Here is a 24,985-nt window from a genome sequence, read left to right on the forward strand (position 1 = left end):
TGAAAATGATAGGTTAAGATATTATTAACAGATCGAATGGGAATCCAAAAATGAAAACACCTTGTTCACTAAATTATTATTAGAACAACAAACCTTTTTACCATACCAACACATATTTTTGCCGAATGAAAAGAATCCTGCCAGTAGTCATTTGCGTTTTATCATTCCTATCCTGTGTTGAGGATGAGAATCCAGATTCTCCATCATCTGACAAATTCAAAGTTCAATCCGTGGACTATATAGATGAAAATCAAAAAATGTATATCATCCAACATGATTCAATTGGTAAGGCTATAGCTTACAGTGCAATTCAAAATGGTGAAACCGTCGAATTCTTGGTGGACAAAGACAGAAAGTATTTCATAAGTATCTACACGATCACAAAAGGTGAATATGGTCATCAGGAACATATGAGCACATTTTCTAATCAAGATTTGACTTTCGGAATGGTTTTAAAAAAGGACTCATCAAAAGCGCCAGTTCAGACTGGCACTTTCAAAGTAAAAGTCACTGATGATGAGCAAGTCGGAGCGTATGTAACAGCTGAGGGCTGGATGTCTGATTTTTCTGTTTACACGAATCTCTATGATGAGAATGCAAAATTGTTTTCAGGAGTAAAGCATTACATGGCTATAGCAAGCCGAGATTCTGAAAGACGGTATTCCTATATCGATAATCCTCAAAAAGATAAAACTTACAATCTGGATTATAAACAAATGAAGGCGTTTGACATCATTCTGGAAGTTCCAAAAGAAGATTTTTTATTTTTTGGCTACAGAATCCTAAGTTTGGATAAGAGAGATGGGCGAAACTTCCCAAATTATATTCTCGGAGATAGGGGTTTTTATAATGCTCAGGAAGACCATTATAAACTGGAATATATTGGTGACTTAAAGACTTATGCGACTAGTATCACCGCCTATAAAGCAGCAAATCAAAATCTATTCTATTACTATTCGAAAATTGGAAGTCCACCAGATAAGATTACTTTCCTGGATATAGATGATGTAAAGATTGCTAAAAATACGATCTCTGATTTTCAATTTGAAACCACAGTTGAAGACGCTTGGCATTACAGTGTGGGTTTCCAGTCATCTAAGAGTGTTACAAATGGGCTGCCTACTTCTCGCTCTTTCATTTGGAGCATAAATGGGCCAGCAAGTTCATTTTCTATCACACTTCCAGAAGAATTAAAGGAGGCTCATCCTCATTTCCTTTCTGATCTGTCTCACCTCTACTTAGGAGGTGCAGGAATCACTAAGAAAATAAACCAATCAAACTCCGAAGGTATGACAGAAGATGAATCCATATCAGTATATCAACTGTATAATAATTAACATCTTTTAGTTTTACTACCTTTCTCCCCCTCCTTTCTTAATAAGAACTGGATTTTTCTAGATAAAAACTATCCTAAATAGAACTCTATTCCTTGCTAGCTGTTTTGTCACTATTCAAGAAAAAGAAAACTATGCAATCACTTAAAGGAAAAAGCGCGCTGATCACTGGCGCAGGAAAAGGATTAGGTAAAGCTATTTCCCTGGCTCTTGCCGCAGAAGGAGTTCACTTGGCCATTTTATCCAGAACAGAATCTGATCTTTTAAAGGTTAAGGATGAAGTCGCTGCCATCGACTCCTCGCTGAAAGTCGCAATAGCTGTAGCGGATCAGTCGGATTTTACGAGTATCAGAACTGCAATCGCTTCATTGATCTCCGAAGTCGGCGTACCTGATATTTTGGTGAATAATGCCGGAACAGGCAAATTTGGTAAATTCCTCGATCTGGAAGTTAGCGAATGGGAGCATATCGTGAAGGTCAATCTTTTTGGCGTTTACTATGTAATCCATGAAGTACTTCCAGGAATGCTGGAAAGAAAATCAGGAGATATTGTAAATGTTTCTTCTACTGCCGGACAGAAAGGAAATCCGATGACCAGTGCCTACAGCGCTTCCAAATTTGGACTGAATGGGCTGACAGAATCACTGATGATGGAAGTAAGAAAGTCAGATATCCGCGTATTTAGCATGAGTCCTAGCACAGTGGCAACTGACTTAGCTAAAGACAACAATCTGACAGATGGAAATCCTGACAAAGTATTGCAACCAGAGGATTTTGCGGAATTGCTGGTAGCTCACTTGAAACTGCCAAAAAGGGCTTTAGTGAAAGAAGTGGGACTTTGGTCCACTAATCCATAAAACTCAGTTTTAAATGCAACTTAATTGCATTTAGTATGGTTGCTTAACTATCACAAAACTCTTTAAAAATGGAAAGCAATCAATTCGAAGTAATCATCATCGGCGGAAGCTATGCAGGACTTGCAGCGGCAATGGCCTTGGGCAGATCTTTACGAAAAGTTCTGGTCATTGACGCTGGCAAACCCTGCAACAGGCAAACACCACACTCCCACAATTTTTTGACTCAGGATGGAAGTACACCTGCAGAAATCTCAAGGATTGGCAGAGAGCAGGTGGCGAAATACGATACAGTGACTTTTCTTGATGGTTTTGCCATCGAAGGAAAAAAGATCAATTCAGGTTTTGAGATCCGAACTGAAAAAGGAGAAGTATTCCACTCCAAAAAGCTGATTTTCGCCACTGGAGTGAAAGATATTCTTCCGGCAATCCCAGGTTTAGCAGAATGCTGGGGAATTTCTGTCATCCACTGTCCTTACTGCCATGGCTATGAAGTCAGAAACCAACGCACGGGTATTTTGGCAAATGGGGAATTTGCTTTTGAATTTGGAAAAATGATCACTAACTGGACCAAAGATTTGACTTTGTTTACCAATGGAGAATCTACGTTGACCAAAGAACAAACAGCATTGCTCAAGTCGAAAAATGTCAAAATCATTGAAACTGAAATTGAGAAAATTCAGCATCAGGAAGGCCGGATTCAAAGTATTAACTTAATAGATGGAAGCTCAGTTTCCCTAAATGCCCTATACGCCAAACCTGATTTTGAACAGAACTCTTCCATCATTGCCTCACTCGGATGTGAGCTGAAAAGCAATGGATATCTGGAAGTAGATCAGCTTCAAAAAACTACTGTAGCGGGAGTTTTTGCCTGTGGCGATAATACCAACATGTTCCGATCTGTAGCATTTGCGGTTTCTTCAGGAACTATGGCGGGAGCAGTCTGCAACAAGGAATTGATTGACGAGGAGTTTTAGAAAGACTGATTCCTCCCTTTAGTGAGAACCAATTGGGAGTCTGATGAAGCGATTTGACAAGCGAATGAGTGAAGCCAATTTGCATTGAGCTGCAAACATTTGCTTGTCTTTTTGATGCTTTACCATGTATAATTCTATTTTTTGACAAAAGTCAAGGCATAAGCTTTCCTATGTCCTTAGCTTTGAAGGAATTATTAAAATCAATTCACGCCCCATGACTCAACTCAAGCATTTCAGTTTATTTTTAATTTCAATAATTGCTTTCAGCTGCAGCAGCTCTTCCAATGAACAGACATTTGACAGTTCTGCGCTTCCAAGAATGTCTCAAGAGCAGACAGAAAAAGTCATCGAAGACTTTATCATGGCTGAAGATGGAGCGACGATTGAGATTCCAGGCGGATTTTATGAATTAAACACCCAATTGATTCTTGACAATAAGTCAAACATCACCATCAAGGGTGCTGGAATGAAGGAAACTGTCCTTTCATTTAAAAACCTCAAAACCGGTGGAGAAGGCATCAAACTAGTAGGAAATAACCTGACTATCCAAGATCTAACTGTAGAAGATGCCCCAGGAGATGGAGTGAAAGTACAGCATACCGATGGCATTACTTTTCGCAGAATCAACGTCACCTGGACGAATGGCGACAAATCAAAAAATGGCACTTACGCCATTTATCCTGTGCAGTGTAAAAATGTGATGATAGACGAAGTAATTGCCTCTCACTCTCGTGACGCAGGTATTTATGTAGGCCAGTCCGAAAACATTATTGTCAAAAACTCACTTGCCTTCGGAAATGTAGCTGGTATAGAAATCGAAAATTGTGACAATGCGGAAGTATTCGGCAATGTAGCCCGTGACAATGCAGGTGGGATTTTGGTTTTCAACTTACCAGGCTTGCCAAAAGCTGACGGTGCAAAAACCAAAATCTACGATAACGACATCATCGAAAACAACCACGAGAACTTTGCTACAGCTATCGGAGAAGGACCAAATGGCAATACCGTTACTATGATCCCTCCAGGATCCGGTGTGATTCTTTTGGCAGCAAAAGAAGTAGAAATCTACAATAACCGCATCCTTCGCAACAAGACTACAGGAATTGCGATTGCCAGCTATCAGATCACAGGCTTTCCAAGTGAAGCCCCAAACTGGTCACCTTTCACCAGCGACATTTACATTCATGACAATGAGTATGATCGTACTAAGGGCTTTCCAGATCTAAGCCGCGAGTTGGGACAATTGATCAGCATTTATAATGCGCATGGCAAAGCCAAAACCCAGGACATTATTTACGATGGCATTTGGGATGAATCTATCAGCAAAGACATCACTTCTAACCCGATGAACCTGTGCCTTTCGGAGAAAAATATAGCAGATCTATTCTTTACCAGATTCGATCTATCCAAAGGAGAAGATAACATTGAAGCGTTTGCAGATGCTACTCCTTTCCAAAACTGCTCAGTCCCTGTAGAAACCAATGTCAGCGCTATAGCTGAAATGTAATGAGAACTAGTAAAATTTTCTGGGGGCTCAATCTTGTTTTAGTAATTACAGTTTTAATCGTTGCCTGTAAAACCGAACCCGAAACAGCAGCTGTACAAGAACCTACTTTAAAAGAAGAATCGGCAGATGGCGTTTTCCCATACGGAAGGCTTTCCACCTATGGTTTCTTTTCTGGTGAATTGAATGAATTGAGCCCAGTGGAAGAAGTGATTCCTTACAAACCTGCCTCTTCGCTTTTCACAGATTATGCCTTGAAAATTCGCTTTATTTTCTTTCCAGAAGGGGAAAAAGCTTCTCTTACTTCGAATGAACTTGATTTCCCTCAAGGCACTGTTCTCATCAAGAACTTCTATTATCCGGAAGACTTCAGAAAGCCCGAAGGTGCCAGAAGAATCATAGAGACAAGACTATTGATCAATGAGGAAAAAGGCTGGGTAGCCTATCCTTACATTTGGAATGAAAGCCAAACTGAAGCGATCCTAAAAGTAGTAGGCGGAGAAATCGAGGTATCTTTCACAGATTATGATGGGAAAGACCAGGTAATCAACTACCTCGTTCCAAACAAAAATCAGTGTAAAACCTGCCACAACAAGTCTGAGGTATTGGCTCCAATTGGAGTAAAAGTTCAGCACCTGAATAATGAGCTGGAATTTAATTCAGGAAAAGCTAACCAATTGGCGTACTGGACAGAGTTAGGAAAACTGGAAGGTTTTGAGGGAGAAAAAGCCCACCCAGCGATGATTAACTATGAGGATGAAAACCTTCCTCTGGATGACAGAGCCATGGCTTACCTAGACATCAATTGCTCGCATTGCCATAGCGCAGAAGGTCCGGCAAGCACTTCTGGGCTTTTCCTTACCTACGATCAAACTGATCCAAGAAAACTTGGCGTGAACAAAATCCCCGTTGCGGCGGGCAATGGTGCGGGGACATTTGATTTTGATATCGTGCCTGGAAAAGCAGATGAATCCATCATTCCACATAGGATGAACTCCACGGAAGTAGGAATCGCAATGCCGGAGCTGGGAAGAACGACCGTCCACAAGGAAGGCGTCCAGCTAATCAAGGATTGGATTAATGGGATGAAGTAGGGATTACCCTCAAAACTCAGGCGGCTATTTTCGTTCCATCGGAACGATTCGTTGGTAGCAATAAAATATGTCTGTGTATTATCGTTCCTTAGGAACGAATGGTAATTTTAATCAAACGTTCCTATGGAACGTAAAACATAAATCCAATACTCCAAGACTACCAACCAGATGTCCCTCTGGGACAAAAGAACCGCGCTCCAATTGTGCGGTGAACTCAGTGGATCAAAAAAAATGCCTCCGGTTTAAAGTCGGAGGCATTTTACCTTATTAAATATGTATATCCTCTTTTCTGCCAGTAAGGAAGCAAAAGCAGCATAGGATATGTTAAACTTAAGAATTGAGGGTACTTCGGTCTTCGGTCATCGGTCTTCTGGCCGCTTGAGCAGAGAAATATTGGTTATTGGCATCATTCCGTATATTCATATTATCACATTATTCCTTAGAAAGTATATCCAGCAGAAAGCTTAAATCCCCTGTTATACACATCAGCATCACTATCTTTAAAGATAGGTGTAAAGCCATAGTCATAGGATGCCTGCACGTTGAATCCCTTAGGTAGATTGTAGCCCAAACCTAATACCAATCCAATATCTGTCTCCTTGATCGCCTCAGAATCGTAGGAAACTGTATTTCCAAAGAAATCACCTTCAAACTTAGAACTTGCCAAGAATGAGATCTGCGGTCCTGCAAAAACATTAAATCCATCGGATGGATAAAGTCGAAATAGTACAGGAATGTCAACATATCCTAAGATCGCTCGGCTATCCACAAAGTCGTCATTCTGAGTTCCTTTCACAGAGTAATAAACTCCTGGCTCCAAAGCCAATCTATCCGTCATAAATAACATGGTGTATCCACCGACATGGAAGCCTACCCGATTGGTGTAAGAATTTTCAGAGACATCATCTCCCCCAAAATTGAATAAGTTGGCTCCGCCTCGAACACCGAACCCGCCTGGTTTTTCAGAAGACTGGGCTTGGGAAAGCTGGACCATTCCAAGTCCAAGGGCGATAATTAAGAATACTTTTTTCATAGTCAAATACTAGTTGGTTTTCCCCACTGTATTCCCACGACCATGCCAAAAACAATTCTCTAATCTAATTTCTCGATTACTTTCTTATCGATGTAATCCGAATTAAGCAAGCTAAGTGCACCCATATATTTCATGTCAAAGTTGAGGGTGTCTCCGACTTTATAGCCATTTGGATTCTGCCCCAAATTGATAATCAACATGTCCGAACTACCGCCTAAAATCTCATAATCTCCATCGGCTGGTATAAGGTATTTAGGATCTACGTCAAGCAAACCTATATCAATAATGGCTCTGAAAGAACTTTGTCCATACAGCGTTTCATCGATCTCAGCAGTTTCTCCCTGAGGGTTAGCAGCCAGATTTCCAACGGGTAAAAGAGGCTTTTCCTGCATTTCGATAATCTCCGCATGCAGCTCAAAAACATCTCCGTTCATCCCTTCGATTACCTTTTCCTCAAACAAATCAAGCCCAAAATAAAGGGTCTCACCTACCCTGAAATGATTGATTCCTTTGGGAAGTTGGTGGGTTAACATCAACGGAATTGTTACTGAAGTTCCGGCAGAAACCCAAGGGATTTCCTTATTGAATTTGAGTTCGATAATCTGCTTGTAAAGCGATAACTGAATAAGCTTATCTGTCGATGGCATCACACCATTCAGGCAATTCAGGTTGGTACCCAAGCCAATGATTTCTATGTTTGGAAGATGGAAGATTTGGGAATAAAATTCCACTAATCGCTCACCCATTACTCCTTCGCGAAGATCCCCTGTCTCCACCATAATAATAATCTTGTGCTTCTTTCCCTGCTTTACCGCTTCCTGACTTATCCAACGAATAGTTTCCAGCTCGCTATTCAAGCTGACGTCAGCAAACTGCACCATTTTACGCACATATCTTTTGGATACAGGCTTGATATAAACAGTTTGTAGGTTGGGGTCGAGACTTTTGGCAATTTCAAGGTTACCTATCCTACTGTCATGGACTTCCTTTACGCCAAGATCAATTAGTTCCTGAAGAAAAAGTTTGTTGCCACAAAGCAATTTGGAAACTACTCCCCAGGAGATATCGCTTTCTGCAAAGGTCTTTTTAAGAAACTCAAAGTTTTCTTTGAGCTTAGGTCTATTTAAAGTCAGGTAAGCCATGTCACTTAGTCAACCTCATTTCAAGGTATTTGTTGGTAAAGCCTATTCTTTCGTATAGCTTCTTGGCAGGATTGTCCGGCTCCACGTGCAAGGCAATAGAACCATTAGCCATTTTGATAGCCATATCCATAATTTTTCCCCCAATTCCTTTTCCTCTTTGTTCAGCATCTACAGCGATGTAAACGAGGATATTTTCAGGGATATATCCTGACATTCCAGTTTTATTCATCACCAAAACGCCAAGCAATTTGCCATTTTCCCTGGCCATCACCACAAAACCTCCGGCGTGGAGACTTTGATCCAAGGCATAATCAAGGCACTTCATAATATCCTCTTTCGGATCACCATATTGGCCAAGGTGAACAAAGAGAAAGTCTGCGATTTCATTTTTTTGCAAATACGTCGCAGAGTCAATAGTGGATAGAGTTTCTAGTTTGATCATATAGATTTTAACTTTGAACTGTTATTTTTTTCGAAATAAATCACTGACAAAAACGTCAGCAAGGAGAGCGTGAGCCCGAATAAATTGGCATCTAAGCCAAAAGGAAGCGCGACTTCGGCGATAATTAATCCAGCTGTCAGCGAACCTCCAGTAATCATAGATGCAGTGGCTGCTGTAGCACTTGATTGCTTGAAAAACAACCCCGCAACTACTGGAACCAACAGCCCAGAAACCATAAAGGCATAGGAATATAGCATCAAACTGAGTACTTCTGTCATTTGCCAAGCAATTATTATCGCCACGATTCCTATCAACAAAGTCAATAGCTGTGAAATGCGCATCTCTTCTTTAAGAGATTTCCCGATAAAGAATTTACCCAAAATATCGGTAGTCAAATTTCCCGAAGCTGCCATCAAGCAGGAATCTGCTGTAGATAATACTGCTGAGAAATATGCTGACATCATCAAGCCTAAAATACCTGCTGGCAAGATCTGACTAAGCAAAACCGGAAGCCCCATCTCTGGATCCATCGCGGTCGTGAAACCTTCCAATGCACCCTGCTCCACTGCCACTCTGGATAGTAAACCCAAAGAAACGCCTAAAAGTGCCATGATTGGCCATTCAAATAGCCCAGCGATAAACCAAGCTTTCTTGGCAGACTTAACATCCCGAGCTGCGAAAATCCGCTGATATAATGTCATACCCACAAACCAGATTGGGATAATCGTAATCCCCCAGTTGGCGAGATCCTGCCAAGTAAGGTTAGTAAAAGAGAAAAATTCCTGAGGCAACGTGCTTTGTATGCCTTCCCATCCTCCCACATAATTATAGGAAATCGGAATTCCGATAAACATCAAACCTGCCATCAAGACAATCCACTGTATGGTATCGGTATAGATTACCGCCTTTAATCCGCCCATCACGGTATAAATCACTGCCACCGCCCCCATGATCAAAAGCGCATAAGAAAGGTCTAGCTCTTCGAAAGTCCCAGAAGCGAGCTTTGCACCAGCTAGAAGCTGTGAAGAGGTAAAACCTAGGTATCCTAGAAAACAGATGACTGCAGCTACTTTGGCAGTGGTGGAATTATAAAGATGTCCGATGATCTGCGGAAAGGTAAAAAACTTAGAAAATGCGGAATCAGACTTGACCCTGGGAATTAACACTACAGCTGCGAGCCAAGCTCCCAAAAGTCCTGTGAAAAGCATCCAAGAACCGGACATTCCCATCACAAATCCTAGTCCACCAAGACCTATAGAGAAACCTCCTCCTACGTCAGTGGCTACTACTGAAAGTCCTATGTGCCAAGGCCCAATACTGCGACCTCCCACATAATAATCCTCCTGACCTGAGTTCTGTTTCATGTAAAAATATCCCACACCCAGCATCGCCAGCATGTAGGCCACAAAGATCCCCAGATCTAAATAACTCATATCTATTTTCTATTTGTAACAAAAGCTTTTTGAAATATAATTTTTCAAAGTTAAGCAATAAGCCTCATATTCAAAATTTTAATTGGTATTAAGGGTAATATTGATCCATCAGTGCAATTTTTGATTGGAATAGTTCTAAAAACAAGAATGAGAGCTGTTGACATTTTGAAAATGGCAAATGAAAATCCCTCCAAAACCTAAAAAAGCCAACTCTCGTCGGCTTTTTCATTTATTATAAACATCACCATTCACAAAAGCGTTGTAACAAGCTTTGTTTAATCCCCTCATTTTTTCAGAATTCCCTTTTCTAGGCTTTCGTTAATCAAGTTCTCTGCATAATTCCAAATAGCTGTAGAACCTTCTCTAATTGCCTTTTTCTTGTCGTAAACTTGTTGATATGGAACATCATATTCTGCCCAAGTCCCACCATTATTTGAGGTGTTTTGTAGCAAAGGTTCAAAGCGATCCATTGCTTTTGCAAATTTTGCTTCATCAGTCTCACCCGCTTCAAACTCTTCCCAAACCGCTATAAATTCCTCCGCTTGCTCCTTCGGTAAAAGCCCAAAAATCCGCTTAGCGGCAAGAAGTTCTTCTTCTGTATTGGTATGGTTCTTTGTGGAATCATAGATAAAAGTATCACCGGCATCGATTTCAACGATGTCATGGATCAAGACCATTTTCACCACCTTAAGCACATCGATAGGCTTATCGGAATGCTCTGCTAATACAATCGTCATCATCGCCAAATGCCAACTATGCTCCGCATCATTTTCCTGCCTATCGCTTTTGAATAAGCGGGTTTTGCGCTGAATGTATTTCAGCTTATCTATTTCTTTGATGAAAGCTACTTGTTGTAATAGATTAGAAGGGTTCATGGTAAAGATGATTTTTAAGAGGCAAAGAAGTTTTGGAGAAATTACCGCTAACGCCACAGTATGAATCGTGGCGGTTTGATATCGTTAAAGTTTCGAGTACAAAATAGCCAAATCTGTGATTTGGCCAACCAATATTTGTTCGACACATCGGCGATATCGCAGATTTGGCGAGGCTTCCAGAAAGCAGAAAAGTATCGTGTTCCGCTGAACCGCCATGATTTCATACCGAATGTTATCTGTCGGCTTCTGCTTTCTTTAGATAATATTTTCTTCGAGTTAGGTAGCTGTCACCCCAAAACAAAAATCTCTTTGTTCTGCTATAGCATTGTTCACGCTTAAATGTTTTTCCCTCTTCGTTCATCCGATAAAGTTTGTTTCCTGAAATCTTAAAGTAGGTTGGTCTAGAAGATTCGGCATAGTTGATATTCATGTCATAGTAGACTGTATCAACGTTCCCCAGAGAATCAGTCAAAGTATAAGATCCAATCATTTCTTCTTGAGGTTCTTCTATAAAACTGAGTTCAATAGTTCTACCGTTAACAGAATATGTTCCGATGGCTCGGTCGCTCATTAAATCACCAGCATAACTATATTCAAATGTTGAGTCTGGCTTGAACTTTATGGTTGTTCCAAAAAACCCAATTATAGGGCAGTTATTATGGTAGGTTCCTTCAAGAATTTGCGTTGACTTACATGCAGCTGTCAGAGTAATAATAGCAATTAAAAGGAAAGTTTTGCTCATGGGATTCCTGCTGACAGATAACGTATTATATCCGCAATTGCGGTTATTTTTCATATATCCAGAGAATTCTAATCATTTAGAACTGACTTGCTATCGATGCCTCAAATTAAGAGAAAACCCTTACTAAAACGCATACCTGGCCTCGTAACAACTAACTTTTCATCATTACTGACAAGAATCACTTCTAGTTCGACGATTGAATCTCCTTATCTTACCAGTTGCGGGTATTTCTCTATAGGCTGGATATCCGCAACTCGCCCATTCCCAAAACCAAAAAAAGCCGACTCGCGCCGGCTTCTTCAATTCTATGTGAATTCTCAAATTCAATTATACATTCTCGCTTTTCACAGAAGCTGAGAAATACTCTCTGTTCATTCTAGCGATATTCGTTAAGCTGATACCTTTAGGACATTCTGCTTCACAGGCACCTGTATTGGTACAAGCTCCGAAACCTTCGGCATCCATCTGCGCAACCATCTTCTCTGCTCTGGACATACGCTCGACTTGACCTTGTGGAAGCATTGCCAACTGAGAGATTTTTGCAGAGGTGAATAGCATAGCAGAAGCATTCTTACACGCCGCCACACAAGCACCACAACCTATACAAGTCGCAGAATCGAAAGCCTCATCTGCAATTCTCTTTGGAATAGGAATCTCATTTGCATCCGGTACACCGCCTGTATTCACAGACACGTAGCCACCAGCTTGGATGATTCTGTCAAATGCTCCACGATCTACCACCAAATCCTTTACTACTGGGAAAGCTGCAGCTCTCCAAGGTTCGATCGTGATGGTATCTCCATCCGAGAAAGAACGCATGTGTAGTTGACAGGTAGTAGTCTGCTTAGGCCCATGGGGATGGCCATTGATATAGAGTGAGCACATACCACAGATACCTTCACGGCAATCGTGATCAAAGTGCACCGGATCGTCTCCTTTGACAGCTAGTTCCTCATTCAAGACATCCATCATTTCGAGGAATGACATGTCAGTGGAAATACCATCTATTGGATAGGTGACAAAACCGCCTTTATCGCTGGCGTTTTTCTGTCTCCATATTTTTAATGTCAGTTTCATATGATTATTATTTGTCTTTTAAAGGTCATATAGAATCTCGCTTGACCGATAATTGTCTCACAGTATGTCGTTTGTGCAATGCTCGATTTCATATTATTCTATGAATTAAAGTCTTGAATTTATTTGTAGGATCTCTGAGTCAACTTCACGTTTTCAAACACCAACGGCTCTTTGTGAAGTGTTTCTGGGGCATTTTCAGCCATAAACTCCCAAGCTGCTGCGTAAGCAAAGTTCTCATCGTCTCTTAATGCTTCCCCTTCTGGAGTCTGGGATTCTGTTCTGAAGTGTCCACCGCAAGACTCATTTCTATTGAGTGCATCATCTATCATTAGTTCGCCTAACTCCAAGAAATCAGCTACTCGACTTGCTTTTTCCAAAGTCTGGTTGAGTTCCTCATTTGCACCAAGCACTTTCACGTTTGCCCAGAAATCTTTTCTCAGCTCTTGAATCATTCCTTTTGCTTTGGTCAATCCTTCAGCATTTCTGGCCATACCACAGTATTCCCACATGATACGTCCTAGCGCCTTATGGAAGTGATCGACGGTTTTGCTACCGTTAATAGTCAATAGCTTTTGGATCGCATCTTTTACACCCTTTTCTGCTTTCGCAAATTCAGGATGATTAGCATCTACTGGCGCTGGGCCGATTTGTGCCAAATAATCACCGATAGTATAAGGTATCACAAAGTAACCATCAGCCAAACCTTGCATCAAAGCAGAAGCTCCCAATCTGTTTGCTCCGTGATCTGAGAAGTTGGCTTCTCCAAGTGAATAAAGCCCGGGAACGGTAGTAGATAAGTTATAATCAACCCAAAGTCCACCCATAGTATAGTGAACTGCTGGATATATTTTCATTGGAGTCTGGTAAGGATTTTCACCCGTAATCTGCTGATACATGTCAAATAAGTTGCCGTATCTCGCTCGGATCGCATCCTCACTGTCACGATTGATCGCATCACGGAAATCCAAGAACACTGCTTCACCAGTTTCATTTACACCTCGACCTTCGTCACAGACTTCCTTCGCATTTCTGGAAGCCACATCACGAGGAACCAAGTTACCGAAGGAAGGATATTTTCTTTCCAAGTAGTAATCTCTGTCTTCCTCCTTGATATCCTTTGGCTTGATTTCTCCTTTACGAAGTTTCTCTGCCGTTTCTTTGGTCTTTGGCACCCAAACCCGACCATCATTTCTCAAAGACTCAGACATCAAAGTCAACTTGGACTGATGATCTCCTGACACTGGAATACAAGTTGGGTGAATCTGCGTGTAACAAGGATTGGCGAAGTAAGCACCTTTCTTATGCGCTCTCCAAGCAGCAGTCACATTCGATCCCATCGCATTGGTAGAAAGGAAAAATACGTTTCCGTAACCACCGGTACACAATAGAACTGCGTGAGCAGCGTGAGTTTCGATAGCGCCGGTAATCAAGTTTCTGGTCACAATACCTCTTGCATGTCCGTCGATAGTTACGACATCCATCATTTCGGTACGTGGATAAAGTTTCACTTTACCATTGGCCACCTGACGACTCAATGCAGAATATGCTCCAAGCAACAACTGCTGTCCTGTTTGGCCCCTAGCGTAGAAAGTTCTGGACACTTGAGCTCCACCGAAAGAACGGTTGGCAAGCAAGCCACCATATTCTCTGGCAAAAGGAACGCCCTGCGCCACACACTGGTCAATGATATTTACAGACACTTCTGCAAGACGATAGACATTGGCTTCACGGGAACGGTAATCACCACCTTTGATAGTATCGTAAAACAATCTGAAAACCGAGTCACCGTCATTTTGATAGTTTTTGGCAGCGTTGATCCCGCCTTGTGCAGCGATAGAGTGCGCACGCCTAGGGCTATCCTGAAAGCAAAAAGCCTTCACTTTATAGCCAAGTTCGGCCAAAGAAGCAGCCGCTGAGGCTCCGGCAAGACCGGTACCTACAACGATAACTTCGTATTTTCTCTTATTTGCTGGGTTCACCAGCTTACTGTTAAACTTATGTTTAGTCCACTTTTCGGCTAAAGGTCCGATTGGGGCTTTTGAATCTAGTATCATAGGGGACTATTGATTAGCTCTGTGTGAAATAGATATAAACTGGCATGCTGGCAAAAAGAATTGGCACCAGAATGCAATAGATTTTTCCGATCACCGCGATGGCTGGAGAATATTTAGCATGGTTCAAACCCAAGGTCTGGAATGCACTAGCGAAGCCATGAGAAAGGTGGAAGGCAAGGAAAGCCATCGCCACTACATATCCAATTACCATCAGTTCATTTTGAAAGGCAAAGGAAACTATGCTAAATAAGTCTTTGTATTGTTCTCCTTCATAAGTTACCACAGGAAGATCTCCCCAGTGCATTTGAGCCCAGAAGCTCTGCATATGCACTACGATGAAAATCAAAATAATCGTACCTAAGATCCCCATGTTGCGGGAAGAAAGTGTGGTAGAGGGAGGAGTAGAAACGCCATAACCAACTGGCCTTGCTGCTTTATTTCTTCTAGAAAGCCAAATGGAAAATACCACGTGGCCGATAATGGAAATATAGGTCAGATAAGAAAGCAACTTTACTGCGGGATTTGTAGTCATGAACTTGGCATAAATATTAAATGCCTCACCTCCGTCATCCTTAAACAACAGTAAATTACCCGAAACGTGACCTGTCAAAAACAGGATCAGGAAAAGTCCGGTCAATGCCATGATCAGTTTCCTGCCTATTGTGCTACTCAAGGTTTTTGTAACCCAGCTCATACAATTTTTGCGATTAGATTAAAACGAAATCTTTGATTAATTGTGCCAAATTTACATTTGGAACTACTAGCAAACAATCCATTCAAAAACACTTCTCTTATTTTAATCAGTTCTAAATAAAGATGTGTGACTTTTGAATTCTTTGTGGCTATAACCATATGAAGAGATTTTATGTTTGATTTTGCGGGGTTTTTCTACTTACTTCCATTTATTTCGTATAGGAAGAAAATGTAAGCTAAAACCTTAGAAGAAGATAAATTCGTACATTCTATCCTAGTTACTAATGAACTTGACCAATATGAAGCTGAATCTCACCCTTGGACTTTTTTTATTCTTCCTGATTGCAGGGATTTCTGACGCCTGGGCGACCCACATTAGAGCAGGTGAAATCACTGCTGAGCGGGTATCGCCTTCATCCTTGGAATATAGAATCATCGTAGTGGGCTACACAGATACGCGATCAAATGTGATTTTTGGCCCTGGAGAAATCGACTTTGGCGATGGAAGGTTCACTGAATTGAACACCGAGAATGATTTTGAGATGGTAGAAGATCTAGGAAATCTAATCGAAAAGAACACTTTTGTAATATCACATGTTTTTCAAGGCCCTGGAACTTATACCATCAGATTTCAGGAATTTAATCGAAACGACCGAACTCTGAACATGGACAATTCGGTTGACACTCCGTTTTATGTAGAAACTCAGATCACTATCGACCCATTTATCGGAGTAAACAACTCGCCAGTCCTGACAATCCCTCCTGTTGACAATGGAGCTGTCAACGTTCGATACATTCACAATCCTGGTGCTTATGATCCAGATGGAGACAGCTTAGCTTATGAAATGGACATACCTAAGCAGCAGTTTGAAAGACCGGTAAATAATTACAGAAGTCCTGCTTCTCCAGAATTCAGCTTTAGCCAAGAAGATGGTACTACACCAGCATTCCTGACAATAGATGAGCTGACCGGAGATTTAATTTGGGATGCGCCTGGCACTGCTGGCCAATTCAACGTGGCCTTTCGAATCAAAGAATACCGAAAACTCGATGGTGAATGGGAATTGATTGGATATGTGGTCAGAGACATGCAGATCATTATAGAAAACTCAAACAATAGGAGGCCTGAGTTAATTTTGCCTCCAGACCTTTGTGTAGAAGCAGGTACCTTAATAGAAGAAATAATCCAAGGCGAAGATCCGGATGGCGATCCAATAAAGATTGAGGTTTTTGGCGAACCAATTGAAATAACTACCTCACCAGCTTCTTACTCTCCTGAAGGTGATTACCAGCCAACTCCAGGAATTGTGAATTTCGATTGGCAAACTGTCTGCAATCACGTGAGAGCGAGGGAGTATGAGGTCCGAGTGAGAATCACAGATGATCCAAGTTCCGGCCCTGCACTGGTGGACATTAAAACCTGGCGCATCAAAGTAGTTGGGCCACCGCCAGTCTTTGACGAAATCGAACAAATGCAAGGCAGAGAAGTGGAACTGAACTGGGATCCTTACGTCTGCGCCAACTCAGCCAGCGAAATGCAGATCTGGAGAAGGATAAACTCAGATCCTTACCTTCCAGACAGCTGTGAAACAGGAATCCGTGCAGGCTATGAATTGATAGGAACCACCGATATGCAAACGCTGGATTTCCTCGATACAAATGGCGGGGAAGGTTTGGCTCCTGGCAACACCTACTGCTACAGATTAGTCGCTGCTTATCCTGAACCTAGACTTGGTGAAAGTATAGTGTCAGAGGAAATCTGTGTGACAATTGATGTGGATGTGCCGATTATCACTAATGTAAGCGTAGAGGAAACTGATCCTAGTAATGGGGAAATTTTTGTAAAATGGACTCCTCCATACGACATTGACAAAGTGCAATTCCCTGGACCTTACAGCTATGAACTTTTGCGCAGCACAGGTTTCACCGGCAACTCTGGACAAGTATCCTTGGGAATCACTTCTGATACACTCTTCACTGATACAGGTTTAAACACCCAGAATCTAGTTTACAATTACGAAGTAGTTCTTCTTGACAGAAATACAAAAATTGACACATCCTCAAAAGCCTCCTCAGTTTGGACTGATTTGACTATTATCAATGAGGCGATTGAAGTAAACTGGGAGTTTACAGTCCCATGGAATAATTCCGTCAGCCAATACAAGCACGAGGTTTATAGAAACAGAACAGATGCGGCTGCAGCAGATGATACGACTTTTGAAAAAATAGCAGAGGTGGATGTGACCACTGAAGGTTTTACTTACTTGGACGACGGTAGCTTCAACGGTGTTCCGCTGGAAAAAGAAATAGAATACTGCTATTACATCATTACAAAAGGCTCTTATAATGTAGCTGGACTAGTCTATCCTCTTGAAAACAAATCACAAATCGCCTGTGCAAAACCAGATGACAACCGATTGCCATGTCCTCCGGTATTGACCTTCGAAGGTCCAGAATGCACAGAGTATGTAGCAGAAGTTCCATGCAACAATTCCACTTATGAACATGACTTGAGTTGGGATCCAGACTTCTCAGGCGAATGTGACGATGAACTCAGCGGCTATAGACTTTATTTTACTCCTGACGGTGAATCTGGCCAATTTGAATTGGTAGCAGAACTTTCTTCCCTAGACCTTGAAACCACTATTTCAGATCTTCCAAACTACCGTGGCTGCTACTATATCACAGCTGTAGATCGGTCTGGGAATGAATCTGAGCCAAGTAATATCGTCTGCGTGGACAACTGTCCAAGGTACAATCTTCCAAATGCCTTCACTCCAAATGGAGATGGTGTGAATGAGACCTTCATGGCTTTTGATAATCCGTTTGCGCAATGCCCAAGGTTTGTATTGGGAGTTGACATCTTCATTGTCAATCGTTGGGGAGCGGAAGTTTACTCATACAACAGCCTGGAATCCGCTGAAAACGACATCTATATCCGATGGGACGGTAGAGATAAAAACGGGAATGAGTTACCAGCTGGAACCTACTATTATTCTGGCAATGTTGTATTTGACGTTCTTGATCCTGCACTAAAAGAGCAGACCCTAAAAGGAACGATTCAACTTATTCGATGACCAAAGTAAAATCTATCATATTCTTTGATGGGGTGTGCAATCTCTGTAATACTTCCATAGATTTTGTAATCCAGCGAGACAAAAAGAATCACTTCCTAGTGGGGGCATTGCAGGAGAGTTTCAGTAAGCAAATCCTTGCCAAATTTGATGTCAGGGAAGACTACCTGGATTCTATCGTGCTTGTAGAAGCTGGAGAAATCTACTACAAAAGTACCGCCGCACTTAAAATCGCCCGTAACCTCTCAGGACTCTGGCCGACTTTGTATGTTTTTATGATAATACCAACATTCCTCCGAGACCCAATTTACGATTGGATAGGAGCTAACAGATACCGTTGGTTTGGGAAGAAAAACACATGCAGAATTGCTAGTCCTGCGGAAAAAGCCAAATTTCTTTCCGAAGAAAACCTAAACCAAACAGGCTTCGCTCTTTGATCCGTAGATTTTCTGAGGAGCCCCACATTTAGGAAAAGGCTTATATTTGCCCCGAACAAAAAATACCAGTTAAATGAAGGCATTTGTTTTTCCGGGCCAGGGTGCCCAATTCCCAGGAATGGGAAAAGAATTTTACGAAGAAAATCCAAAAGCAAAGGAATTATTTGAGCGTGCTAATGAGATATTGGGCTTCCGTATCACAGACATCATGTTTGAGGGAACCGCTGAAGAACTGAAGCAAACCAACGTCACACAACCTGCTGTATTTCTTCATTCGGTGATTTTAGCCAAAACAACTCCTGATTTTGCTCCTGACATGGTTGCAGGTCACTCTTTGGGAGAACTTTCTGCTTTGGTTGCCAATGGAACGCTTGCCTTTGAAGACGGCTTGAAATTGGTTTACCAGAGAGCGCTTGCCATGCAGGAGGCTTGTGAGATCAACCCATCCACTATGGCAGCAATTCTTGGATTGCCAGACGAAAAAGTAGAAGAGATATGTGCCAGCATCACCGAAGAAGTGGTCGTGCCAGCAAACTATAACTGTCCAGGTCAATTGGTAATTTCTGGTTCCATTAAAGGAATCGAGATTGCCTGTGCAAAAATGAAAGAAGCCGGGGCAAAGCGCGCCTTACCTTTGCCAGTAGGTGGAGCTTTTCACTCACCCCTGATGGAGCCCGCCCGTGAAAAATTGCAGACAGCTATCGAAGCAACTACTTTTCATACGCCAAGCTGCCCAGTTTATCAAAATGTGAGCACAACGGCGGTGACCGACATTTCTGAGATCAAAGCCAATCTCATCGCTCAACTCACTGCGCCAGTGAAATGGACGCAGTCAGTTCAACATATGGTAGCTGACGGCGCCACAGAATTCGTGGAATGCGGACCAGGAAAGGTACTACAGGGTCTAGTCAAAAAGATTCATCCTGAAGCGGAGGTTTCAGGAGTTTAACCGCAGGAGGCAAATAGAGCAATAAATTATAAGCTTGGTTCAAATCATGAAGATTTGGACCAAGCTTTTTTGTTTGGAAGAAAAGGATTGTAAATCATAAATAAGTCAAGTTTGAAAGTAGAATCCTTTGACAGCATTTATCTAAACCTCTGAATAAACTTAACACATTTTACTTTTCCCAGTCACAAACGGTACTAATCACTTCTTTTACAAAAACTCTTTCACCTCACTCCTATCCTCACAGACTTCCAACATTTGCAAACTGCTTTTCCCCAAAACAGGATGAACAAACTCTGGCAAAATCTCAGCCAACGGAACGAGCACAAACTTCCGCTCTGCCAAAAAAGGATGAGGGATTTTCAGCGCGGAAGTCTCTATGACCTTACCGCCAAAATAAATTATATCAATATCCATCGTCCTATCCCCCCAGTGTTCTTCACGTTTTCTTCCGAGTTTTTTTTCGATTTGCTGCGCAAAAACTAGAAGTTCTGGTGCTGAATACGCAGTCTTGATTTCTACAACTTGATTCAAAAAAGGCCCTTCGGCTACTCCTCCCCAAGCTTCGGTTTCATAAACCTTTGAAATAAGGGTCAACTCCCCAAGCTTTGAAACTTCCCTCACAGCAGACTTCAATAGCTCACTTCTATCTCCTTTGTTCCCTCCTAAAATCAATACAACTTTCTCAAACATTCTCTCCGTATTATTGCTTTTGTAAACATGGTCCAAATTAGGTTATTTTGGAGCTTCAAATAATTTAGCTTATGAAATTCTTAGGAAATGTACTGGCGGTGATCGTTGGTCTTTTTGTTTTTAGCATACTGAGTGTGCTTCTGATGTTTGGTTTGATCGGCATAGTAGCCGCAAGCGGAGATGAAGAAGTGACTGTAAGCGAAAACACAATTTTGCACCTTGACCTAAATGGCAGAACTATCGTCGAGCGAACATCTGAAGATGATCTGGATCTTTCCATGTTTGGAAATCCATTTGGTCAGGAATTCAACGCTGGCCTGATAAACCTCAAAAAAGCAATTGCTGAGGCCAAAACAAACGATAACATTAAAGGAATTTACCTGAATACCGGATTGGTTTTCGCCGGACAGTCAAGTTTGCTTGAACTTCGGCAGGCATTAGAGGATTTCAAAACTTCAGGGAAATTCATCATCGCATACGACGAGGCCTATACAGAAGGAGGATATTTTGTCGCTTCGGTAGCTGATGAGATTTACCTCAATCCACTGGGAGGCATCGACTTCAATGGGTTATCTTCAGAAGGTATTTTTTTTAAAGGACTTTTTGAAAAAGTAGGAGTAAAACCTGAAATCTTTCGAGTGGGAGAATTCAAATCTGCAGTAGAGCCATTTATCCTAGAGAAAAACAGCCCCGAAGCCAGACTTCAAACCCAATCATTTTTGGATGACATGAATCAATTTGCTCTGCACGGAGTGTCAGAGTCCAGAGGAATTCCTTACGACAGCCTGAAGAAAATCAATAACATGATGCTGGTTCGCAAGCCTCAGGATGCGGTCGTTTATGGTCTGGCGACAGAATTACTTTATATGGATCAGGTGCTTTCCAAGTTGAAAGAGAAACTGGGCATAGACGAAGACGATGATATCAACTCAATCAACGTCACAGACCTGAATAAAACTGTGAAATCCAAAAACCTGACTTCCAAAAATAGAATCGCTGTAATCATCGCTGAAGGAGAAATCGTCGGTGGAGAGGCTGAGGGCGTGATCAGCTCTGAGAAGTTTGCTAAAGAAATACGCAAAGCCAGAAAAGATGATAATATCAAGGCTATCGTACTTCGAGTGAATTCTCCTGGAGGATCGGTGGTCGCTTCGGAAGTGATCTGGAGAGAAATGGCCGAAGCCAAAAAAGCTAAGCCTCTTTACGTATCTATGGGTGAAGTAGCAGCATCTGGTGGATATTATATCTCAGCACCTGCAGACACCATTGTTGCGCAGCCAAATACCATTACAGGATCAATCGGCATTTTCGGAATGATGTTCAATGCGCAGGAATTATTGAACGATCACCTTGGTATAACAGTGGATGTGGTAAAAACCGGTGAGCTTTCTGACTTTATGAACCCTACCAGAGAAATGACCGAGGTGGAGCGTAATATCATTCAAAGCACCGTGGAAGATGGTTATGAGACTTTCGTCACCAGAGTATCAGAGGGGCGAGGAATGTCTCTAGAAGCCGTAAAAGAAGTAGCTTCAGGCAGAGTTTGGACTGGAAATCAAGCCAAAGAAAGAGGACTGGTCGATGTGCTTGGAGGCCTAGAAACTACCATCGATCTTGCTGCAGCTAGAATTGGAGCTGGGGATGACTACCGAGTAGTTTATTACCCTACCAAAAAACCTTGGTTCGAAACTATCATGGAAGACTTGGGGAATAACGTTCAGATAAAAATGCTCCAAAGTAAATTGGGATCAAACTACGAACTCATCAAGCAAGTAGAAAAATTAAAAACCTACGAAGGCATTCAGGTGAGAATGCCACAGGATTTCATCATAAAATAAGGAAAGCGGCTCAGGCCGCTTTTTTTATGACTTTTGCATCAGTATCAACCAAGCTCTCTCCACTTCATCTTCATCCAACGCTTCTTTAGCCAATAAATGTAAATGATCAATTAGGGAATCAGGATCATATTTGAAGCGAAGTCTCATCTCTTGAATTTCTGCGCTTTCCCCGAATTTTGCTACTTCTGAATCACTTGGAAATGCCTCTACATTCCCTAACCTTCCTAAGTTATTCCCGCTCAGAATTGTGCTGTTCCTCACCTCAGCTGGCATTTGGTCAATCCCAACACCAAGTGTTCGCAAGGGCTTTGGAATCTGAAAGAGCGAGGCTCCGCTGGCACGACTATACCAGTTCCCACCCAGTCGGGCGACAGCATCAAGCTTACGAGGATCAATCACACCCGCATCATCCAGGATCGCTTCATTCACATGCGCTACCAGAACCTCGCAAATCACCAAATTGCCAGCTCCTCCGCTATCGCCTAGGGATTTCACCTCATTTACCTTGCACTCAAAAGCCACATGTGCTTCTTTGATTCTTGGAGGCTTCACTTCGTTTGATTTCACTTGGGTAAATCCCGCTTTCTCAAACTCATTTACCCCTTTCTCATACTCTGTACTTGCTAGGGACATCTGCTCCACTATGCCAAAATGAACCACATGAATCACCACTTCAGGCACCTCCAGTACATTCTGCAACGTATGCTTAGTTGTATTGTCACGCACACGCCTTGATGGAGAAAAGATCAGAATCGCAGGATTGGTACTGAACAGATTGAAAAAACTAAACGGACTCAGGTTAACATTTCCGGCTTTATCAATTGTACTGGCAAAAGCGATTGGCCGTGGAGCAACTGCTCCTTGAAGCAATCCATGAAATTCTTGAGTAGTGAGGTCTTTGGGATAAAAGGTTTTCATTTGATAATTAATAGTTGGATGTTCGGTGTCGGATGTCCGATGAATATTGAAAATTCGAATCCACGAAGCTAAAGTCTTAGCTCTTCACCTTGGTATTCATAAAATTAGGACTCAATTTTATATACTTAAACCAATTCGAAAGAATAAGTTCTAAAATCATGACAAAAACCCTGATAATTTTATCAAAAAAATGCCTTTTCTTTTTGGCTCTCTCTTTGGGAATTAATACGATTTCCAATGCCCAAACTCACAATTTCGCGACTTTCAATATTCGGTATGCGAATCCAAATGACGTGGGAAATCTCTGGGAGGATCGTCTTCCTCAGGTAGCAAGCCTGATCCAATTTCACCAAATCGAATTGGTTGGAGTACAGGAAGCCCTGCATAATCAGCTGGTAGATTTGAAATCAGAACTAGGCTATTCATTTATCGGCGTCGGTCGTGATGATGGAACCGATAAAGGTGAATATGCTGCCATCCTTTACAATCCTGAGAAGTTTGATATGCTGGATCAAGGTACTTTCTGGCTTTCTCCCACTCCTGAAAAGCCAAGTAAAGGTTGGGATGCTTCGCTAAACAGAGTCTGTACTTGGGGGAAATTCAAAGACGAAGCAGGAAAAATATTTTATGTTTTCAACATTCACTACGACCACATAGGCCAGCAAGCTCGGGAAGAAAGCAGCAAGCTAGTCATGGCTCAAGTATCAATTATCAACAAAGAAAATGCACCTGCTATCCTTATGGGCGACTTTAACGTCACCCCAGAGAATGCCGCATATTCCACTATCACTTCCAGTCCAGATTGGAAAGATGCTAGACTTATTTCTCAAATCCCAACTTATGGACCTTCGGGAACTTTCACAGGTTTTGACTGGGAAAGAATGCCTGATGGCATCATCGATCATGTGTTTGTTAAAGGGAATCTTAAGGTAATCCGCCATGGAATCCTGACTGACAATTATGGAAAAAAGTATCCTTCGGATCACTTTCCAGTGCTAGTAGAGGTTGAGTTTTAATCATTCCTTGGATTTATCTTCAAGCAACTCTTTTGAGGATTTTTCGACTTAAATCTTCTTTTGCATCCAATGAGCTTATCATTTCTCCAGCCACATTCATTAATCGTTTTGCATCATTCTTGGGAATACTATCAAAGTCTTGAAATATGATTAATGACTCAAAAGAAGCTTTGTGCCGAATAAGCCTTTCTAAAACAATTGTCGTTAACCTCGCTTTGTCTCGATTCCCTATTCCAAACAAAAATAAAGGCTCCTCCTTCCCTGGTATCATATAATCGATAGGATAGTCATCTGCATTTTCCATGTTATAATAGACATAATCCTGAACCACTTTTTCTGCATCCACGATATGATAAAGTCGCTCCTCAAGATCTTCATAAAATGTACTTTCCACTCTTGCTCGATTCAAGAAAGTCAAATCCTGAATTTTGGTGATCCCTTGGCCTAATTTTAAAATATTTTCTGGGATATCTTTCAAAGTAGAGTTCAAATAAAATGCTCCATCATCTTCTTGTAAACCAAGCTCTAATTTTATCTGACTTAAAAGAGTTCCTCTTGTACCTTTTCGCAAGAGATCAATATCATTTTCATAGCTCATCTGCATTAAGGTATGTCCCATATCAGTGACTCTGAAGCCACCTGTTTCAATCTCTGAGAGATAAATTTGATACGGGTCACCATCTGAAAAATAAAAAGGTGTTTCTACCCTAATCAATTTATCGTTCTTTTTGCTGACTTTGATATCAGCACAAAACTGCTGGCATAGGGCTGCTTGGAGTTCTTGAATATTGGTGTCTATAATTTTCATA

The 24,985-nt window shown here is 41.6% G+C and carries 22 protein-coding genes; 10 read left to right on the forward strand and 12 right to left on the reverse strand.

Annotated elements, in window-relative coordinates; genetic code table 11:
* Positions 1-125: 125 nt before the first annotated feature.
* The 5 genes from BM386_RS13550 (at position 126) to BM386_RS13570 (ending at position 5,763) form a co-directional block, all read left to right on the forward strand.
* Positions 126-1,337, forward strand: a complete 1,212-nt coding sequence (locus BM386_RS13550) for a hypothetical protein (protein WP_091695205.1) — start codon at positions 126-128, stop codon at positions 1,335-1,337.
* Positions 1,338-1,468: 131 nt separating this feature from the next.
* Positions 1,469-2,191, forward strand: a complete 723-nt coding sequence (locus BM386_RS13555; RefSeq protein WP_091695208.1) for a 3-ketoacyl-ACP reductase — start codon at positions 1,469-1,471, stop codon at positions 2,189-2,191.
* A gap of 68 nt (positions 2,192-2,259) precedes the next feature.
* Complete coding sequence (locus tag BM386_RS13560; RefSeq protein WP_091695211.1) at positions 2,260-3,165, forward strand: NAD(P)/FAD-dependent oxidoreductase; 906 nt, start codon at positions 2,260-2,262, stop codon at positions 3,163-3,165.
* Between the two features lie 214 nt (positions 3,166-3,379).
* Positions 3,380-4,672 carry a parallel beta-helix domain-containing protein gene (locus BM386_RS13565; RefSeq protein ID WP_091695213.1) on the forward strand — a complete coding sequence of 431 codons (1,293 nt, stop codon included), beginning with the start codon at positions 3,380-3,382 and terminating at the stop codon, positions 4,670-4,672.
* On the forward strand, positions 4,672-5,763 hold the full coding sequence (locus BM386_RS13570; protein WP_091695216.1) for an SO2930 family diheme c-type cytochrome: 1,092 nt from the start codon (positions 4,672-4,674) through the stop codon (positions 5,761-5,763). Before BM386_RS13565 ends, BM386_RS13570 begins: the two co-directional genes overlap by 1 nt.
* 439 nt (positions 5,764-6,202) lie before the next feature.
* On the opposite strand, the gene BM386_RS13575 is transcribed toward BM386_RS13570, so the two are convergent.
* The 9 genes from BM386_RS13575 to BM386_RS13615 all read right to left on the reverse strand — a co-directional run bounded on the left by BM386_RS13575 (position 6,203) and on the right by BM386_RS13615 (position 15,255).
* A complete protein-coding gene (locus BM386_RS13575) occupies positions 6,203-6,796 on the reverse strand; it encodes a porin family protein (protein WP_091695218.1) in 594 nt (197 codons plus the stop codon).
* A 59-nt stretch (positions 6,797-6,855) separates the two neighbouring features.
* Entirely contained in the window at positions 6,856-7,938 is a 1,083-nt protein-coding gene (locus BM386_RS13580; protein ID WP_091695221.1) for an alanine racemase, read from the reverse strand.
* A 1-nt stretch (position 7,939) separates the two neighbouring features.
* The gene (locus BM386_RS13585; protein WP_091695222.1) at positions 7,940-8,380 is read right to left on the reverse strand and encodes a GNAT family N-acetyltransferase; all 441 of its coding nucleotides are present in this window, start codon (positions 8,378-8,380) and stop codon (positions 7,940-7,942) included.
* Positions 8,377-9,813 (reverse strand): sodium:solute symporter family protein, encoded by a 1,437-nt coding sequence (locus BM386_RS13590; RefSeq protein ID WP_091695224.1) that lies wholly within the window; start codon positions 9,811-9,813, stop codon positions 8,377-8,379. Before BM386_RS13590 ends, BM386_RS13585 begins: the two co-directional genes overlap by 4 nt.
* Positions 9,814-10,097: 284 nt before the next feature.
* A complete protein-coding gene (locus tag BM386_RS13595; RefSeq protein WP_091695226.1) occupies positions 10,098-10,688 on the reverse strand; it encodes an HD domain-containing protein in 591 nt (196 codons plus the stop codon).
* A 232-nt stretch (positions 10,689-10,920) separates the two neighbouring features.
* The gene (locus BM386_RS13600; RefSeq protein ID WP_139235914.1) at positions 10,921-11,484 is read right to left on the reverse strand and encodes a hypothetical protein; all 564 of its coding nucleotides are present in this window, start codon (positions 11,482-11,484) and stop codon (positions 10,921-10,923) included.
* Between the two features lie 273 nt (positions 11,485-11,757).
* Positions 11,758-12,507 (reverse strand): succinate dehydrogenase/fumarate reductase iron-sulfur subunit, encoded by a 750-nt coding sequence (locus BM386_RS13605; RefSeq protein ID WP_091695231.1) that lies wholly within the window; start codon positions 12,505-12,507, stop codon positions 11,758-11,760.
* 119 nt (positions 12,508-12,626) lie between these two features.
* Positions 12,627-14,561: a fumarate reductase/succinate dehydrogenase flavoprotein subunit gene (locus tag BM386_RS13610; RefSeq protein ID WP_091695234.1), complete on the reverse strand. Its 1,935-nt coding sequence runs from the start codon at positions 14,559-14,561 to the stop codon at positions 12,627-12,629.
* A 13-nt stretch (positions 14,562-14,574) separates the two neighbouring features.
* Positions 14,575-15,255 (reverse strand): succinate dehydrogenase cytochrome b subunit, encoded by a 681-nt coding sequence (locus BM386_RS13615; protein ID WP_091695237.1) that lies wholly within the window; start codon positions 15,253-15,255, stop codon positions 14,575-14,577.
* A 298-nt stretch (positions 15,256-15,553) separates the two neighbouring features.
* Between BM386_RS13615 and BM386_RS13620 the strand changes: the two genes are divergently transcribed.
* The 3 genes from BM386_RS13620 (at position 15,554) to fabD (ending at position 19,714) form a co-directional block, all read left to right on the forward strand.
* Positions 15,554-18,331 carry a T9SS type B sorting domain-containing protein gene (locus BM386_RS13620; protein WP_091695492.1) on the forward strand — a complete coding sequence of 926 codons (2,778 nt, stop codon included), beginning with the start codon at positions 15,554-15,556 and terminating at the stop codon, positions 18,329-18,331.
* Positions 18,328-18,765: a thiol-disulfide oxidoreductase DCC family protein gene (locus BM386_RS13625; protein ID WP_091695240.1), complete on the forward strand. Its 438-nt coding sequence runs from the start codon at positions 18,328-18,330 to the stop codon at positions 18,763-18,765. Before BM386_RS13620 ends, BM386_RS13625 begins: the two co-directional genes overlap by 4 nt.
* 73 nt (positions 18,766-18,838) lie before the next feature.
* Positions 18,839-19,714, forward strand: a complete 876-nt coding sequence (gene fabD, locus BM386_RS13630; RefSeq protein WP_091695242.1) for an ACP S-malonyltransferase — start codon at positions 18,839-18,841, stop codon at positions 19,712-19,714.
* Between the two features lie 207 nt (positions 19,715-19,921).
* Here fabD and folK read toward each other — a convergent pair whose 3' ends face one another.
* On the reverse strand, positions 19,922-20,404 hold the full coding sequence (gene folK, locus BM386_RS13635; RefSeq protein WP_091695244.1) for a 2-amino-4-hydroxy-6-hydroxymethyldihydropteridine diphosphokinase: 483 nt from the start codon (positions 20,402-20,404) through the stop codon (positions 19,922-19,924).
* A gap of 71 nt (positions 20,405-20,475) precedes the next feature.
* Here folK and sppA point away from each other — a divergent pair, with 71 nt between their 5' ends.
* Positions 20,476-22,242: a signal peptide peptidase SppA gene (gene sppA, locus BM386_RS13640; RefSeq protein ID WP_091695247.1), complete on the forward strand. Its 1,767-nt coding sequence runs from the start codon at positions 20,476-20,478 to the stop codon at positions 22,240-22,242.
* 24 nt (positions 22,243-22,266) lie between these two features.
* Here the strand turns inward: sppA and BM386_RS13645 are convergent, their stop codons facing one another.
* Complete coding sequence (locus BM386_RS13645) at positions 22,267-23,160, reverse strand: flavin reductase family protein (RefSeq protein ID WP_091695250.1); 894 nt, start codon at positions 23,158-23,160, stop codon at positions 22,267-22,269.
* 158 nt (positions 23,161-23,318) lie between these two features.
* Here BM386_RS13645 and BM386_RS13650 point away from each other — a divergent pair, with 158 nt between their 5' ends.
* Positions 23,319-24,176: an endonuclease/exonuclease/phosphatase family protein gene (locus tag BM386_RS13650; RefSeq protein ID WP_091695252.1), complete on the forward strand. Its 858-nt coding sequence runs from the start codon at positions 23,319-23,321 to the stop codon at positions 24,174-24,176.
* A 19-nt stretch (positions 24,177-24,195) separates the two neighbouring features.
* Here the strand turns inward: BM386_RS13650 and BM386_RS13655 are convergent, their stop codons facing one another.
* Positions 24,196-24,984, reverse strand: a complete 789-nt coding sequence (locus BM386_RS13655; protein WP_091695255.1) for a DUF1828 domain-containing protein — start codon at positions 24,982-24,984, stop codon at positions 24,196-24,198.
* Position 24,985 lies beyond the last annotated feature (1 nt).

Origin of the sequence: Algoriphagus locisalis (assembly GCF_900116615.1) — a bacterium.
GTDB lineage: Bacteria > Bacteroidota > Bacteroidia > Cytophagales > Cyclobacteriaceae > Algoriphagus > Algoriphagus locisalis.